This window comes from Phyllobacterium sp. 628 (assembly GCF_014189505.1).
In the GTDB taxonomy this organism is placed as follows: Bacteria; Pseudomonadota; Alphaproteobacteria; order Rhizobiales; family Rhizobiaceae; genus Phyllobacterium.
On sequence record NZ_CP050301.1, the window covers coordinates 998011 to 1012789 of the forward strand.

General features: G+C 57.8%; 16 protein-coding genes. 9 read left to right on the top strand and 7 right to left on the bottom strand.

Features of this window, described 5'->3' with window-relative positions:
* Positions 1 to 2 precede the first annotated feature (2 nt).
* The 6 genes from HB779_RS06465 to HB779_RS06490 all read right to left on the bottom strand — a co-directional run bounded on the left by HB779_RS06465 (position 3) and on the right by HB779_RS06490 (position 4566).
* A complete protein-coding gene (locus HB779_RS06465) occupies positions 3 to 1034 on the bottom strand; it encodes a sulfate ABC transporter substrate-binding protein (protein ID WP_188344941.1) in 1032 nt (343 codons plus the stop codon).
* Positions 1035 to 1363: 329 nt separating this feature from the next.
* Positions 1364 to 1540, bottom strand: coding sequence for a hypothetical protein (locus tag HB779_RS06470; RefSeq protein WP_188344942.1), 177 nt, complete (start codon positions 1538 to 1540; stop codon positions 1364 to 1366).
* A gap of 17 nt (positions 1541 to 1557) precedes the next feature.
* The gene (locus HB779_RS06475; RefSeq protein ID WP_188344943.1) at positions 1558 to 2064 is read right to left on the bottom strand and encodes a hypothetical protein; all 507 of its coding nucleotides are present in this window, start codon (positions 2062 to 2064) and stop codon (positions 1558 to 1560) included.
* The gene (locus tag HB779_RS06480) at positions 2045 to 2227 is read right to left on the bottom strand and encodes a hypothetical protein (protein ID WP_188344944.1); all 183 of its coding nucleotides are present in this window, start codon (positions 2225 to 2227) and stop codon (positions 2045 to 2047) included. Before HB779_RS06480 ends, HB779_RS06475 begins: the two co-directional genes overlap by 20 nt.
* 258 nt (positions 2228 to 2485) lie before the next feature.
* Entirely contained in the window at positions 2486 to 3187 is a 702-nt protein-coding gene (locus tag HB779_RS06485; protein ID WP_244642470.1) for a GntR family transcriptional regulator, read from the bottom strand.
* Positions 3184 to 4566, bottom strand: a complete 1383-nt coding sequence (locus HB779_RS06490; protein WP_188344945.1) for a formimidoylglutamate deiminase — start codon at positions 4564 to 4566, stop codon at positions 3184 to 3186. The genes HB779_RS06485 and HB779_RS06490 overlap by 4 nt, the downstream gene beginning before the upstream one ends.
* Positions 4567 to 4843: 277 nt before the next feature.
* Here HB779_RS06490 and hutI point away from each other — a divergent pair, with 277 nt between their 5' ends.
* From hutI to HB779_RS06535, 9 genes are all read left to right on the top strand, one after another.
* The gene (gene hutI, locus HB779_RS06495) at positions 4844 to 6037 is read left to right on the top strand and encodes an imidazolonepropionase (protein WP_244642471.1); all 1194 of its coding nucleotides are present in this window, start codon (positions 4844 to 4846) and stop codon (positions 6035 to 6037) included.
* 2 nt (positions 6038 to 6039) lie between these two features.
* Positions 6040 to 7581: a histidine ammonia-lyase gene (gene hutH / locus HB779_RS06500; RefSeq protein WP_188344947.1), complete on the top strand. Its 1542-nt coding sequence runs from the start codon at positions 6040 to 6042 to the stop codon at positions 7579 to 7581.
* Positions 7578 to 8381 carry an N-formylglutamate deformylase gene (gene hutG / locus HB779_RS06505; RefSeq protein ID WP_188344948.1) on the top strand — a complete coding sequence of 268 codons (804 nt, stop codon included), beginning with the start codon at positions 7578 to 7580 and terminating at the stop codon, positions 8379 to 8381. Before hutH ends, hutG begins: the two co-directional genes overlap by 4 nt.
* Entirely contained in the window at positions 8381 to 10051 is a 1671-nt protein-coding gene (gene hutU, locus HB779_RS06510; protein WP_188344949.1) for a urocanate hydratase, read from the top strand. The genes hutG and hutU overlap by 1 nt, the downstream gene beginning before the upstream one ends.
* The gene (locus tag HB779_RS06515; protein ID WP_188344950.1) at positions 10051 to 10602 is read left to right on the top strand and encodes a HutD family protein; all 552 of its coding nucleotides are present in this window, start codon (positions 10051 to 10053) and stop codon (positions 10600 to 10602) included. The genes hutU and HB779_RS06515 overlap by 1 nt, the downstream gene beginning before the upstream one ends.
* Positions 10603 to 10691: 89 nt before the next feature.
* Positions 10692 to 11075: a hypothetical protein gene (locus HB779_RS06520; RefSeq protein ID WP_188344951.1), complete on the top strand. Its 384-nt coding sequence runs from the start codon at positions 10692 to 10694 to the stop codon at positions 11073 to 11075.
* 115 nt (positions 11076 to 11190) lie between these two features.
* Positions 11191 to 12558, top strand: a complete 1368-nt coding sequence (locus tag HB779_RS06525) for a PepSY domain-containing protein (RefSeq protein ID WP_188344952.1) — start codon at positions 11191 to 11193, stop codon at positions 12556 to 12558.
* 18 nt (positions 12559 to 12576) lie between these two features.
* Positions 12577 to 13110: a copper chaperone PCu(A)C gene (locus HB779_RS06530; RefSeq protein WP_188344953.1), complete on the top strand. Its 534-nt coding sequence runs from the start codon at positions 12577 to 12579 to the stop codon at positions 13108 to 13110.
* Positions 13110 to 13700, top strand: a complete 591-nt coding sequence (locus tag HB779_RS06535) for an SCO family protein (RefSeq protein WP_188344954.1) — start codon at positions 13110 to 13112, stop codon at positions 13698 to 13700. The genes HB779_RS06530 and HB779_RS06535 overlap by 1 nt, the downstream gene beginning before the upstream one ends.
* 39 nt (positions 13701 to 13739) lie before the next feature.
* On the opposite strand, the gene HB779_RS06540 is transcribed toward HB779_RS06535, so the two are convergent.
* A complete protein-coding gene (locus HB779_RS06540) occupies positions 13740 to 14633 on the bottom strand; it encodes a sigma-70 family RNA polymerase sigma factor (protein WP_188344955.1) in 894 nt (297 codons plus the stop codon).
* Positions 14634 to 14779: the final 146 nt, after the last annotated feature.

Below are 14779 nucleotides of genomic sequence, written 5' to 3' on the forward strand. Positions count from 1 at the left end.
TGTTACTTTTTCGGCTTGTAAATCTGGTCAAACGTTCCGCCATCTCCGAAGTGATAGGGCTGTGCTTTAGCCCATCCACCGAAGATTGGATCATCGATCGTCACCAGTTTCAACTCCGGCAATTTTTTGATCAGATCAGCCGGTACCAGTTTTGGGTCGGCAGGGCGGTAGAAGTGCTTGGCTGCCAGGGTCTGGCCCTCAGCGGAATATAGATATTGCAGATAGGCTTCCGCCACCTTGCGTGTGCCCTTGGCATCGACATTGCCGTCGACAACAGCCACCGGCGGTTCAGCCAGAATGGATTGTGGCGGTACGACGATATCGAACTTGTCGTCACCGAATTCGGTCGAGGCGAGATACGCTTCGTTTTCCCAAGCAAGCAGCACATCGCCGAGTTCACGCTGGGCAAAGGTGGTTGTCGAGCCGCGTGCACCGGAATCAAGCACTGGAACGTGCTGGAACAGATTGGCGATGTAGTCCTTGATCTTGGCTTCATCGCCGCCGTACTGGCCAGAGGCCCAGGCCCAGGCAGCCAGATAGTTCCAGCGAGCACCGCCCGACGTCTTTGGATTTGGCGTGATGACCTCAACGCCGTCCTTCACCAGATCGCCCCAGTCCTTGATCCCCTTGGGATTGCCCTTGCGCACCAGAAAAACAATTGTCGAGGTATAGGGCGCGGAATTGTGCGGATATTTTGTGCGCCAATCCGGATTGATCTTCTTGGTGGCTTTGACGATGGCGTTGATATCGCTTTCGAGGGCCAGCGTCACCACATCGGCGTCGAGACCATCAATGACCGAACGTGCTTGCGCACCGGATCCGCCATGCGACGTCTGAATGGTCAGCGTCTCACCGGTATCGGCTTTCCACTTGGCCGCAAAAGCCGCGTTGAAGTCCTTGTAGAGTTCGCGTGTCGGATCATAGGACACGTTCAGAAGTGTCGTATCCGCTTGGGCGGCAGACAGCGATTGCAAGGACACCGTCGCCGCAAACAGTGCGGCCGCCAGCGATAGTGATAATCGGGAATGTTTCATGCCTGCCTCCGTGTAGTGTGACCTAAAGCGTAGCAGAGCGCCCCGCACAGCGGGCGTTGGAAAGAATTCCTTTTATATCGATAAATTAGAAAATTCTACCTAAATACCATAGGCTATAGAAATGGTAGTCTATTGGGGGCCGGTGGCGAAATTTGCTCGCAACAGGATTCTTTCGCGGTGCTCTAAGCTACGCTTGGGATCTGGCGGTTTGGCGGCCATGGGTCTGACGGTCAAACAAGGGCGTGCATGAAATAATCTTTCGCCTGATGGTTGTACCAGGTAGCGATAGAAATGGTACCGGCGGTTGGCCGGTACCGGGCTGGAGGCCCTTATTTGCGGATCAGCGGATCAACCGGTGTAATCTCGGCAACTTCGGTGTACGAACTGGCATTTGTCTTTGCTTCCATCGAAGCGCGCACTGTGATCGGCGCGACAAAAATCGCCAGTGTCAGCGCTGCGGTGGCGGCGATTGAAAGGCGGCGTTCCATGCGTGAATTGATGATCATTGGTTTTCCCCTTCGTCCTAATGGTATTTCGCCCGCAACGGGCGAGAAATAATGTCGTCGATTGCAAATTTAGGGATCGGCAAAAGCACCTGATCCAGCTCCACCAGCGTTTCGGCAAAACCGATGGCTGCGTTCTCGACTTCCTCCTGTCGCGATGGACATGCCATGGCATTGAGGCAGGTTCGTGCTGCAAGCATGTCGCAATTTTGAAGCCCGGCAATCAGGCCTAAAGTCAGGCATTCTTCCCGGCATACATGGTGTGAACCGAACGGAAATGTCTTCAGGGGGCAGAGGGCGCAATGACGCAGCGTGCGGATGAAGAACGAGAGCTCGGAGAGTGCCCGGTTGCCTTCACGGGAGCCGAGAATTTCGCTGTAAAGCCCAAATGCCATTTCCCAGGCAATCACCGAGCCGGTTTCGAAGCCCGCCGTCCAGCGGCGATAGCCTTCGAGCACCAGCTTTTCCGGCGTGCGGTCGAAATAACAGCCGGCGCCATGACCGGTTTCAGATGTGCGCGGATACATGCCCACTCCCGTCCTGCTCGGTATTGCGGATCAGGGCGGAAAATCCGTTGCGGCATGTGCGGACAACGGGCCGTGTCAGCCTGTTGAGGCCATCAGCGGAATATGGAAGCTGCGGATGCAGCATGGAGACCACGCGCAGGCGTGGCAGAAAAAGACCTATCATAGGGTCCTCCAATCGAACGGGTTCAAGGCCCAGACATCAAAGGTATGCACTCTTGTGCTCGTGCATAAAGGCAATGGTTCAATTCAAAGTCAAATGGTAATTTTCGAAAACATTGAAAAATATCAATATGTTAGAATAATTCTAAGAAATCATGAGTTTTTTAGTATACAAATGTTCTGGCAAGCTGACAAATTATCGCACCCGAGCAGCGCGTGAAGCCGTTTGAGCGGGCTGCCTGTGGCAAATTCGAAGACGATTCTAGAGCTGTGTGACCATGCGGTGCGATGAAGGATGGATCATCCGCACGAAGGTGATGGGTTTTTGTGGCACGAATGTCACGCGCTCGATAATGAACACTGCGTCCTTTTCGGCAACGCCAAGAATCTCCGCTTCATGAGTGCCCGCTACACCGGCGTGAAAGACAATCTCCGCCTGCGAGAAAGGCGAGTGCGTCACCAGCCATTCATTGGGGCTGATCGTCTCGAAAGTCTCATTGCGGATGGAGGGGACCGCATCCAGATTGATCCAGCGATCTTCGTATTGATAGGGCTTGCCATTGGAGAGATGCACGCATTGCACATGCAGCATTTCCTTGCCCTTGCTGAGGCCCATGCGTTGTGCAACCGAGGTGGGCGCTTTTTCCACGCGGTTAGACAGCAGGCGGAACTGGTAAGCACCGCCTTTGGTCTCAATTTCCTGCCGGACGATGGGAATGACAAAACGCGCCTCGCGCATAGGGTGCAGTGCAACCCGTGTTCCGGCCTTGCGCTTGCGCACCAGAACGCCGCCGCGCGCCAATTCCTGCAGGGCGCGATTGACAGTAGCGCGGGCGCAGCCGAACTCGATGGACAATACTTCCTCGCCGGGGATCAACGCGCCGGGCGCCCAGACCCGCTCGGCGATGCGCCGGGCCATTTCAGCCTTGATGGCATGGAAGGATTTTCGCGCTGTTGCCGTCACACCCGCTCCAGAATTGACGCAAGCCGCGCCTTGTAGGTTGCAAAAATGGCGTCCCGTGCATGATGCCGCCCGCTATGCACCACATGCCGGCCAGCTGACCACACGTCAGTCACTGCATGTCTGTCGCCTGCAAAAATCCAGCCGTCAAGCAACCGGTCACCCGCAAGCCCGAGGATGGATGCGTCGTCCGCGTCGAGCGCCACCATATCAGCCCATTTTCCGGTGACGAGACTGCCTGCATTGCGGCCAAGTGCCTGCATTCCGCCCGCAAGCGCCGTGTCATAGAGTGTTCGCCCGTTGGATTTGCTATCGACGGAAAGCGTGACGCGCGAAACATCACGCAGCCGCTGACTGTATTCAAGCTGGCGCAGTTCTTCCGAGGGTGAAATGCGGATATTGGAATCGGATCCGGTACCAAACCGGCCGCCCGCGCCGAGATAGCGCACGCCGTCAAAAATACCGTCGCCAAGGCTGGCTTCGGTCAGCGGGCAAAGCCCCACGACGGCGCGGCTCGCCGCAACACGCAATGTTTCTTCTGGTGTCATATGAGTGGAATGGATCAGGACCCAGCGTTCATTGACGGGAAGATGATCCAGCAGCCAGCTCATCGAGCGCTGGCCGTAAGCGGCCTGCACCTCTTCCAGTTCCGGCAATTGCTCGGCAATGTGGATATGGAAGGGCATGGTGGGGAAACGCCGCTCGAGTTCCAGCAGATCTCGCTCGTTGACGGCGCGGATCGAGTGCGGCGCAACGCCAAATCCCGCGTCTGGCCCGGTCGCACGCGCGGCTTTTTCTGCGCCCTCCGCCAGTCTGCTAAAACGCTCCACATCGTTGCCAAAGCGCAACTGTCCGCCCGCCAGCGCGCGGCCGTCAACACCGCCCTGTGCATAGGCGACCGGAAGCAGTGTCAGGCCAATGCCGGTGGCTTTGGCAGCCGCCCCGATGCGTTCCGACAATTCCGCCAGACTGGTATAGGGCGTGCCGCCCGGCTGATGGTGGACATAGTGAAATTCCGCGACGCTGGAATAGCCGGATTCAAGCATTTCGACGAAGGCAAAGGCAGCGATGGCCTCGATATCGTCAGGATCGAGAATGTCGAGAAAGCGATACATGATTTCCCGCCACGTCCAGAAACTGTCGCGGCCCGCCGGGCTGCGCGCTTCGGACAGTCCCGCCATGGCGCGTTGAAACGTGTGGCTATGCAGATTGGCCTGTGCGGGCAGGAGAATAGCGGTACGGTGGCTGTCACCAAGCGCACGGCTTCCTGCTTCTACTGAGATGATTTGTCCTGTTGCATCGATCTGCACCAGAACATCGCGCTCCCAGCCTTTTTCCGTGAGGGCTGTCAGGGCAAAAACTGATTGGGCAACTGAGTTCACGTGTCATCCCCTGCTTGAAATCGTCATTCTGTTGTTGCTCTGCACGGGCCATTGTGCGTGGTTCGACAAGCTCACCATGAGGGATGATGGAGAATTGCAGGGAGCCGTATTCTGCAATGTTCCTGATCGGCTTTGCAGCCCACGCTTTCCCTCATGGTGAGCTTGTCGAACCACGTATGAAGTTGGTGCAGCAAACCTATATATCCACTTCTTGACATAATATGTATATACATAATAACGTCGTGAGCAAGACCTAATGGGGATGGTATCGGGGCCAATGAGGAAAATTTTATCCGGACTGAGGATTGCCACGCTGGAGGATACCGGCGCTGCCTACGGCCTCATTGATGCGGGTGCGATTGGCATTGAAGGGGATCGTATCGCCTGGGTTGGCGAGACCATTCCAGAGGACTGGAATGATGTTGAAACGCAGGATTTTGGTGGCCGTCTGGCGACGCCTGCGCTGATCGATTGCCACACCCATCTCGTGTTCGGCGGCAATCGCGCGCGCGAGTTCGAAATGCGCCTCGAAGGCGCCAGCTATGAGGAAATCGCCCGTGCGGGCGGCGGTATCGTCTCGTCGGTGAAGGCCACCAACGGCCTCTCTGAAGATGAACTGGTCGTACAAAGCCTGCCGCGGCTCGACACCCTTTTGGCAGAAGGCATTTCCACGGTGGAGATCAAATCCGGTTATGGCCTCAACATTGAAGCCGAACTGAACATGCTACGCGTAGCACGCCGTCTCGGCACGCTGCGGCCCGTGCGTATCCGCACCAGCTATCTCGCTGCCCATGCAGTGCCGCCGGAATATCGCGGCCGCGCCGACGACTATATTGCAGAAATTGTGCTGCCCGGCCTTGAAGCCGCCCATGCGGAAGGTCTTGTCGATGCGGTCGATGGCTTCTGCGAAGGTATTGCATTCTCGCCAGCCCAGATAGCCCGCGTGTTCGACAAGGCGAAAGCGCTTGGCATCCCGGTCAAGCTGCATGCGGAACAACTGTCCAATCTCGGTGGTGCCAAGCTCGCCGCTTCCTACGGCGCTCTCTCTGCTGATCACCTGGAATATCTCGATGAGGACGGTGCCAAGGCCATGGCTGCGGCAGGCACGGTTGCAGTGCTTTTGCCGGGTGCTTTCTATGCCCTGCGTGAAGAACAGGCGCCGCCGGTGAAAGCGCTGCGCGAAGCTGGTGTCCGCATCGCCATCGCCACCGATTGCAATCCCGGCACTTCGCCGTTGACCTCGCTGCTGCTGACCATGAACATGGCCTGCACGCTGTTTCGCCTGACTGCCGAAGAGGCGCTGGCGGGTGCCACGCGCGAAGCAGCGCATGCACTCGGCCTGCAAAAAGACATTGGCACCATCGCCCCCGGCAAACGTGCCGAAATTGCCATTTGGAATGCCGCGCAGCCCGCAGAGCTCTGCTACCGCATCGGCTTCAATCCCCTCCATCAGCTTATCTTGAAGGCTTGACCATGACTGTCGTCCTCCACCCCGGTTCCGTTCCTCTGGCGGAACTCGAAAAAATCTACTGGCAGGGAACGCCGGTGCGGCTTGATCCCTCGTTCCATAAGGGCATCAAGGCGGCAGCAAAGCGCATTGCTGAAATCGCCGCGGGTAATGCACCGGTCTATGGCATCAATACCGGTTTCGGTAAATTGGCCTCAATCCGCATCGATGCGGCGGATGTCGGCACCCTCCAGCGCAATCTGATCCTGTCGCATTGCTGCGGTGTAGGTAACGCGCTGCCGGAAAATATTGTTCGTCTGATCATGGCCTTGAAGCTGATTTCGCTCGGCCGGGGCGCATCGGGCGTGCGCCCGGAACTGATCAGTCTCATCGAAGCCATGCTGGCCAAGGACGTTATCCCGGTCATTCCGGAAAAAGGTTCGGTCGGAGCATCCGGCGATCTAGCACCGCTGGCCCACATGGCTGCAGCGATGATCGGCGAGGGCGATGTGAGCTTCGACGGCCAGCAGATGCATGCCAGCGAAGGCCTTGCCAAGGCTGGTCTCAAGCCTGTTGTGCTCGCCGCCAAGGAAGGCCTTGCCCTGATCAACGGCACGCAGGTGTCAACGGCACTCGCGCTCGCCGGCTTGTTCCGTGCACACCGCTCGGCGCAATCGGCGTTGATCACCGGCGCTCTTTCCACCGATGCGGCGATGGGGTCCTCCGCACCGTTCCATCCGGATATTCATACCCTGCGCGGTCATCGTGGTCAGATCGATACCGGCGCGGCCTTGCGCGCGCTTCTGGAAAACTCGCCGATCCGCGCAAGCCACATCGAAGGGGATGAGCGCGTTCAGGACCCTTATTGTATCCGCTGCCAGCCGCAGGTCGATGGTGCCTGTCTTGATCTTCTGCGCATGGCAGCCCGCACGCTGGAAATCGAGGCCAATGCAGTTACCGACAATCCGCTGGTTCTCAGTGATGGGTCGGTCGTATCAGGCGGCAATTTCCACGCAGAACCTGTGGCATTCGCCGCCGACCAGATCGCGCTTGCCATCTGCGAGATAGGCTCAATCGCTCAGCGCCGTATCGCGCTGCTGGTTGATCCAGCCCTGAGCTATGGCCTGCCGGCGTTTCTCGCCCGCAAGCCCGGCCTCAATTCCGGTCTGATGATTGCCGAAGTCACGTCAGCAGCGCTGATGTCGGAAAACAAGCAGATGTCGCATCCGGCGTCAGTCGATTCCACGCCCACATCGGCCAATCAGGAAGATCACGTTTCCATGGCCTGCCATGGTGCACGCCGCCTCTTGCAGATGACGGACAATCTGTTCTCCATCATCGGCATCGAGGCTTTGACGGCCGCGCAAGGCATCGACCTGCGCAGCCCGCTGCAGACAAGCCCGGAACTGACCCGCGCCCACGCGGCAATCCGTTCCGTTGTGCCGACACTTGATGAAGACCGCTATATGGCACCGGACCTCAAGGCGGTCTCCGACCTTGTCGGCTCTGGCGCTCTCAATGCCGCCATTTCCGCAGGCATATTGCCAGCACTGGATACCGGCCTATGAATGTTGTCGATGTCAAACAGGGATCTTCCCCGATCATTCTCGGTCTGCCGCACACGGGCACCGAAGTTCCCAAGGATATCTGGGACCGGCTCAATGAAAACGGTCAGCTGCTGGCCGATACGGACTGGCACATTCACACACTGTACGACGGTCTGCTTGAAGGCGCGACGACGGTTCGCGCCACCTTTCATCGCTATGTCATCGACGCCAACCGCGATCCGGCGGGTGTCAGCCTTTATCCCGGCCAGAACACCACGGGCCTGATCCCCGAAACGGATTTCGACGGTCATACGATCTGGCGCAATGGCGAAAAGCCGGCTGCTGCTGATATCCAGATGCGGTTGGAGCAGTTTCACACGCCCTATCACGAAGCACTGGCCGCCGAGATCAAGCGCGTTCAGGACATTCACGGCCTCGCCATTCTCTATGACTGCCATTCTATCCGCTCGCACATTCCCTTCCTGTTTCAGGGCAAGTTGCCGGATTTCAACATCGGCACCAATCAGGGCACCAGCTGTGCACCGGAAATCGCCGCTGCCACTGGCCGGTTTGCCTTTGCCGCTACCGGCTATGACGGTGTGATGAATGGCCGCTTTAAGGGCGGCTGGACCACACGTCACTATGGCAAGCCGGAAAAGGGTGTTCATGCGATCCAGATGGAACTGGCGCAATCCACCCATTTGCAGACCGAAGCGCCGCCCTTTGCCTATGACGAGGAAAAGGCTGAACGCCTGCGCAAGCATCTCAAGGACATTCTCGAAAATCTCGAACAAACCGCTTTCAAGCTGGGGAGCTTATGATGAACAATCCACGCCACAATATCCGTGAAATCCGCAGCCCCCGCGGCCCGGAGCTCAACACCAAATCCTGGATGACTGAAGCGCCGCTGCGCATGCTAATGAACAATCTCGATCCGGATGTGGCCGAAAACCCGAATGAGCTCGTGGTCTATGGCGGTATTGGCCGTGCCACCCGCACATGGGATGATTTCGACAAAATCGTTGCGACGCTGAAAACGCTGAACGAAGACGAAACGCTGCTGGTTCAGTCCGGCAAGCCGGTAGGTGTGTTCCGCACCCATGCAGACGCACCGCGTGTGCTTATCGCCAATTCCAATCTCGTTCCGCATTGGGCCACATGGGACCATTTCAACGAACTGGATAAGAAGGGTCTGGCCATGTATGGCCAGATGACCGCCGGTTCGTGGATCTATATCGGCACGCAGGGCATCGTGCAGGGCACCTACGAAACCTTTGTTGAGGCGGGCCGTCAGCACTATGGCGGCAATCTCAAAGGCAAATGGATTCTCACCGGTGGCCTCGGCGGTATGGGCGGCGCACAGCCGCTGGCCGCTGTCATGGCAGGCGCCTGCTGCCTCGCGATTGAATGCAATCCGGACTCGATCGATTTCCGCCTGCGCACCCGCTATGTCGATGCCAAGGCCGAAACACTCGACGAAGCGCTCGAAATGATTGACCGCTGGACCAAGGCCGGTGAAGCCAAATCTGTTGGCCTGCTTGGCAATGCGGCAGAAATTCTGCCCGAAATGGTCCGTCGCGGCATTCGCCCTGATATCGTTACCGATCAGACATCGGCCCACGATCCGATCAATGGCTATCTGCCCAAGGGCTGGACCATGGCCGAATGGAAGGCCAAGCGCGAGAGCGATCCCAAAGCCGTCGAGAAAGCGGCCCGCGCTTCCATGCGCGAGCACGTCGAAGCGATGATTGCTTTCTGGGAAGCCGGCATTCCGACTCTCGACTATGGCAATAATATCCGTCAGGTCGCCAAGGATGAAGGGCTGGAAAACGCCTTTGCGTTCCCCGGTTTCGTGCCTGCCTATATCCGCCCGCTCTTTTGTCGTGGCATTGGCCCGTTCCGCTGGGCGGCTTTGTCTGGCGATCCGGAGGACATCTACAAGACCGATGCCAAGGTAAAGGAACTCACCCCCGGTAATACCCATCTGCATCATTGGCTCGACATGGCGCGCGATCGTATTGCGTTTCAGGGTCTGCCAGCGCGCATCTGCTGGGTGGGACTGGGTGATCGCCACCGTCTCGGTCTTGCCTTCAACGAAATGGTCCGCAATGGCGAACTCAAGGCACCCGTTGTGATCGGCCGCGATCATCTGGATTCGGGCTCCGTTGCTTCGCCAAACCGTGAGACAGAATCTATGAAAGACGGTTCGGATGCCGTTTCCGACTGGCCGCTGCTGAATGCTCTGCTCAACACGGCGTCGGGAGCCACATGGGTTTCACTGCATCATGGCGGCGGTGTCGGCATGGGCTTCTCGCAGCATGCGGGCATGGTCATCTGCGCTGACGGCACGGACGATGCCAAGCGCCGCATCGAGCGCGTGCTGTGGAATGATCCGGCTACCGGCGTTATGCGCCATGCGGATGCGGGTTATGAAATCGCCATCGATTGCGCCAGGGAGAAGGGTCTCAACCTGCCGGGCATTCTCGGCTGATGCGCATCCTGCGTGCCACTGATCATCGCCAGATGCCGTGGAAGAATGGCAAGGGTGTCACCACCGAGATTGCCATTTTTCCCGGTGATGCGTCTGTCGATAATTTCGACTGGCGCATCAGTATGGCCAAGGTTCCGGCATCAGGACCGTTCTCGGCCTTTGCCGGTGTTGACCGGGTGCTGGCCGTGCTGGAAGGTGAGATGGTTCTGACCGTTGAGGGCAAGCCGCCTGCAACGATGGATGCATCCTCCGCTGCAATGGCCTTTCCCGGTGATGCCGCCACAAGCGCCGTTGTCTTGCATGAAGTGATGGACCTCAACGTCATGGTGCGCCGGGGGAAATTTTCAGCCCAGTCGACCAGACTGGTCAATGCAGAAATATTCGGGAAAGCCGACGAAACATTTGTGCTTCTGCGCAGCGATGCGGAGCTCGTTTCCGGCGAAACGCTCGGGCTGGGCGATGTGCTGCATATCCAGAAATCAGAAACTGTTGCCTTCACGCGTATTCCGTCTGATGCGTGGCTGGTCGAGATCACATCACTGGCCGAATAGGCCCGTCCGCCGGATTTGTCGCTTTGCCGCATAGATTTCGCCCGCAAGCTGCGCTATCTGGTTAGCCGGAACCGCAAAACGGGGATGTGATGCGTAAATTTGGGTACGATTGGCAACTGGCTGTGCGCACGCTGTGCGCGCTGGCGCTTGTCTTCGTCGCTTTCGCGCATCAGCCAGTCGCGGCTTCCGCGAACGATCGGATCGATCTTGCCGCCTATACGCTTCCTGATGGTACCGTTCCTGTGCTCTGCCTTCCCGGTAGCGGCGATCAGGACCCGCACAAGAGCGCATGGCATGGCACCGGCTGCGAAGCCTGCCGTATTTCCGCGTCGTTTATCCTGCCTGTCCCGCCGCAGACGGCTGGCCAAAAGGTTGAACCGGCAACATCGCTTGCCATCAAGCGTGAAGCTGTTCTGATTGCCCGCAGCCTTTACCCTCCGGCAGCCCCGCCTCAGGCACCCCCTCTCGTCTAAAGCACATCCTTTCGAATGCTGGTCTTTCACCGGCCGGAAGGACTGCGCCATGTGCGGCGCGCGCCATTGGCTTTCACAGGCCAATTTCTGTTGCTGTCAGACGATTGGAACACGCATGACCGTCTCAACCATGGCTTCGGAGAAGCCTAAGGACATCAGTCAATCTCTTTACCGGGCCATCTGGCGCTGGCATTTTTTCGCCGGCCTTCTGGTCATCCCCTTTATGATCAATCTCGCCGTCACCGGCGGGCTGTACCTGTTTAAAAATCAGATCGATACGACTTTCTTTGCCTATCGCAATGTGGTTACACCCCATTCGGAAACACTCGCACCTGCGCTCCTTGCCGACAGCGCCAAGGCTGCGGTGCCCGGTTCAACCGTGTTGCGCTACCGCGACCCGCCCGCAGCGGACCGGTCCGCCCGGGTGACCGTAGAAACCACTACAGGCAAAGTGCTGGTTTTTGTTGATCCCTATTCGGGCGCGGTGCTTGGCAAAGTTGCTGAAAAGGAGGAGTTCAACTGGGTCGTGCGCAAGATACACAGCCTCGTTTACTTCAATCTCTCGCTCGACTGGATCGTTGAGGCGGTGGGCGGTCTGGCGCTCATTCTTGTCATTACCGGGTTTTATCTCTGGTGGCCGCGCAAACAGTCTGGCGGTGTTATGAGTGTGCGTGGCACACCCGATAAACGCATCTTCTGGCGCGATGTGCATGCGGTTACCGGTTCCATTGCCGGGGTGCTGATTTTCTTCCTCGCCATCACCGGCATGCCATGGTCATCCTATTGGGGCGACAAACTGCATACGATGCTGGATGATTCCGGCCTTGGCTTCCCCGCTCAGGTCTGGAATGCAAAGCCGGTATCGCAGATACCTCTCAGCGAAGCGCTGACGGATGCAGGCTGGACGGTGGAGCAGTCTTCCGCACCTCTGTCTTCGGTTAAAGAGGAAGGTATCAAAGTTGCAACACTCAACGATGTTGTCGCCGCTTCGCAGGCAGCTGGCATGGTGCGGGGCTTCGAAGTGGCACTGCCGTCTGGTCCCGAAAGTGTCTACACGGCCGCTGTCTTTCCTGATGACATCGGTAAACAGCGCACTATTCATTACGACCGGTATAGCGGCCAGCCGCTGGCCGATATCAAGTTTGCTGATTATGGCCCCGCTGCCAAGGTCATCGAGTTCGGCATTGGCGTTCATATGGGACAATATTGGGGTGCCTTGAACAAGGCCATCATGCTGCTCACCTGCCTTGCCATCATCCTGGCGTCCGTTTCTGCCGTGATCATGTGGTGGAAGCGGCGCCCGTCCGGCCGTCTCGGTGTTCCGCCGATGCCATCGCAAAAAAGCGTCTTTGCGGCTTTGACCCTGATCATTCTCGGCTTCGGTGTTCTCTTCCCGCTCACCGGGTTTGCCATTCTGGCGATGCTGGTTCTCGATCAATTGATCCAGCTTGTTCCATCCCCTCTCAAACGCGTATTCTCGTAAAAAGAATTGGAGAAAACCATGAACTACGTCCTCAAAACAGCTGCTCTTGCCCTGTTCGCTGCATCCTTCGCATTCTCTGCCCAGGCCCATGATCATTCCGCCATGAGCAAGGAAGATGCGACTGCAATGGAAGCCCGTGAAGCCAAGAGCCAGGTGAAAGCTGGCGATCTCGTTCTGGCTGGTGCCTATGCCCGTGCAACTTTGCCGGGTGCCAAGGTGGGTGGCGGCTATGTCTCGATTACCAATGGGGCCAGGGAAGCGGACCGTCTGCTCGGCGGCTCAAGCCCGGCTGCCGGCCGTGTCGAAGTGCATGAGATGAAGATGGAAGGTGAGGTCATGAAAATGCGCAAACTCGCCGACGGTGTTGAAATTCCTGCAGGCGGCATCGTTCGGCTTGCGCCTGGCGGCCTGCATCTGATGCTGATTGATATCAAGGCACCCTTGAAGGAAGGTGAGACCATACCGGTGACGCTGGAATTCCAGAAGGCAGGCAAGGTGAATATCAACCTCGCAGTTGAAGCCGCCAATGCATCAATGGAGCACGGTAAATAATGAACGTTCGCCGCGTCCGTATCGCACTGTGGTCGGTCATCGCCGTTCTGATGATCTTTCTGGCCTTCACCTATTACAGTGCCCGCAAGGGCAACGAGATAGCACCTGTCTCGCTGGGTGCGCCTTTTCAGCTGATCGACCAGAATGGTGCGCCGATCACCGAGGCAGCGTTCAAGGGTCATCCCACCGCGCTGTTCTTCGGCTTCACCCATTGTCCGGAGGTTTGCCCGACAACATTGTTCGAAATGGCGGGCTGGCTGAAGGCGCTGGGCGATGAAGGCAAGGATCTGAAAGTTTTCTTCATTTCGGTCGATCCGGAACGGGATACGCCTGAAGTGATGAAAGGCTATACCGCTGCCTTCACCGATCGGATCACCGGCATCACCGGCGATCCCAGGGAAATCGAGAAGCTGATCAAGGCCTGGAAAATCTATGCCCGCAAGGTGCCGACCGATAATGGTGACTACACCATGGATCATACCGCATCGGTGATGCTGCTTGATCGGAATGCCAGTCTCAAAAGCACTATAGACTACAAGGAAACCACCGATGTGGCCCTGAAGAAGCTGCGGCTTCTCATCGGCTCCTGAGGATTTTCCTCCAAAGCAGAATGAGACCGCTCGCTGGTCTCATTCCTTTCTGCCGGATCCTTTCTTGAGTATCACCAGATCAAGCGCGTTGAGACGGGAAGTGTCGGCAACAGCTTCAATACCCGTAATTCTGTCCCCTGCAATCGTCAGGTTCAGGACCACATGCAACCTGCCCTGAACCTTGACGGCGAGGCCAAGCGCGCCATCGATAAGCGCCGGCACTGCACCCTGCGCCCGCCCCTTGAACGTATTGGCCACGGCTTCCGCGCCGCGAATTTCTGCCAGCGATCCAAGCTGTACCGCTGCATTGTCCGCGCGGAACACCACATCCGGGTCAAGCACGGCCAAAAGCGCGTTGAAGTCGCCGCCGCGCGATGCGGCCAGAAATGCATTCACGATCTCGCGCTGACGGGCAAGACTGCGAGCTGGAATGGTATCGGTGCCTTGCACTCGCCGCCGTGCCCGGCTGGCCAGCTGCCTTGCCGCTTCCGGTGTGCGGTCGACAATGGGCGCGATCTCGTCAAAAGAAATACCGAACATGTCATGCAGCACGAAAGCCAGCCGCTCCGCCGGTGCCAGCCGCTCAAGCACCACCAGCAAGGCAACACCGACTGAGTCGGTCATCAGAATGTCCTGTTCGGGATCACCGCCGGTTTCGGGGGTCACCGCGGGTTCCGGCGTATCGGGGCCGAGCTGGTCTTCGCGCCGTGATTTACGGGCGCGCAGCATGTCGAGGCACACACGCGACACCACGGTGGTCAGCCAGCCGCTCAAATTGCCGACATCGCCAATATCCGTACGGTTCAAACGCAGCCACACTTCCTGCACCGCATCTTCAGCCTCGGTCATTGAGCCCAGCATCCGGTAAGCCACCCGCCGCAAATGGTTGCGGTTGGTCTCGAATTGCCCGGTCAGAATTTTTTTCGCATCCATCTGTCACGTTTTCCCATGCTGTTTCGTCAACACACTGACGAAGCAATTCCGGCCGATGTGACAAACAATCCGGACCGGCGAACCGTCAAGGTCGAAACCCCGGACAATCTATGATCCGGATCATTAAAGAATTGGAAGGATAAAGA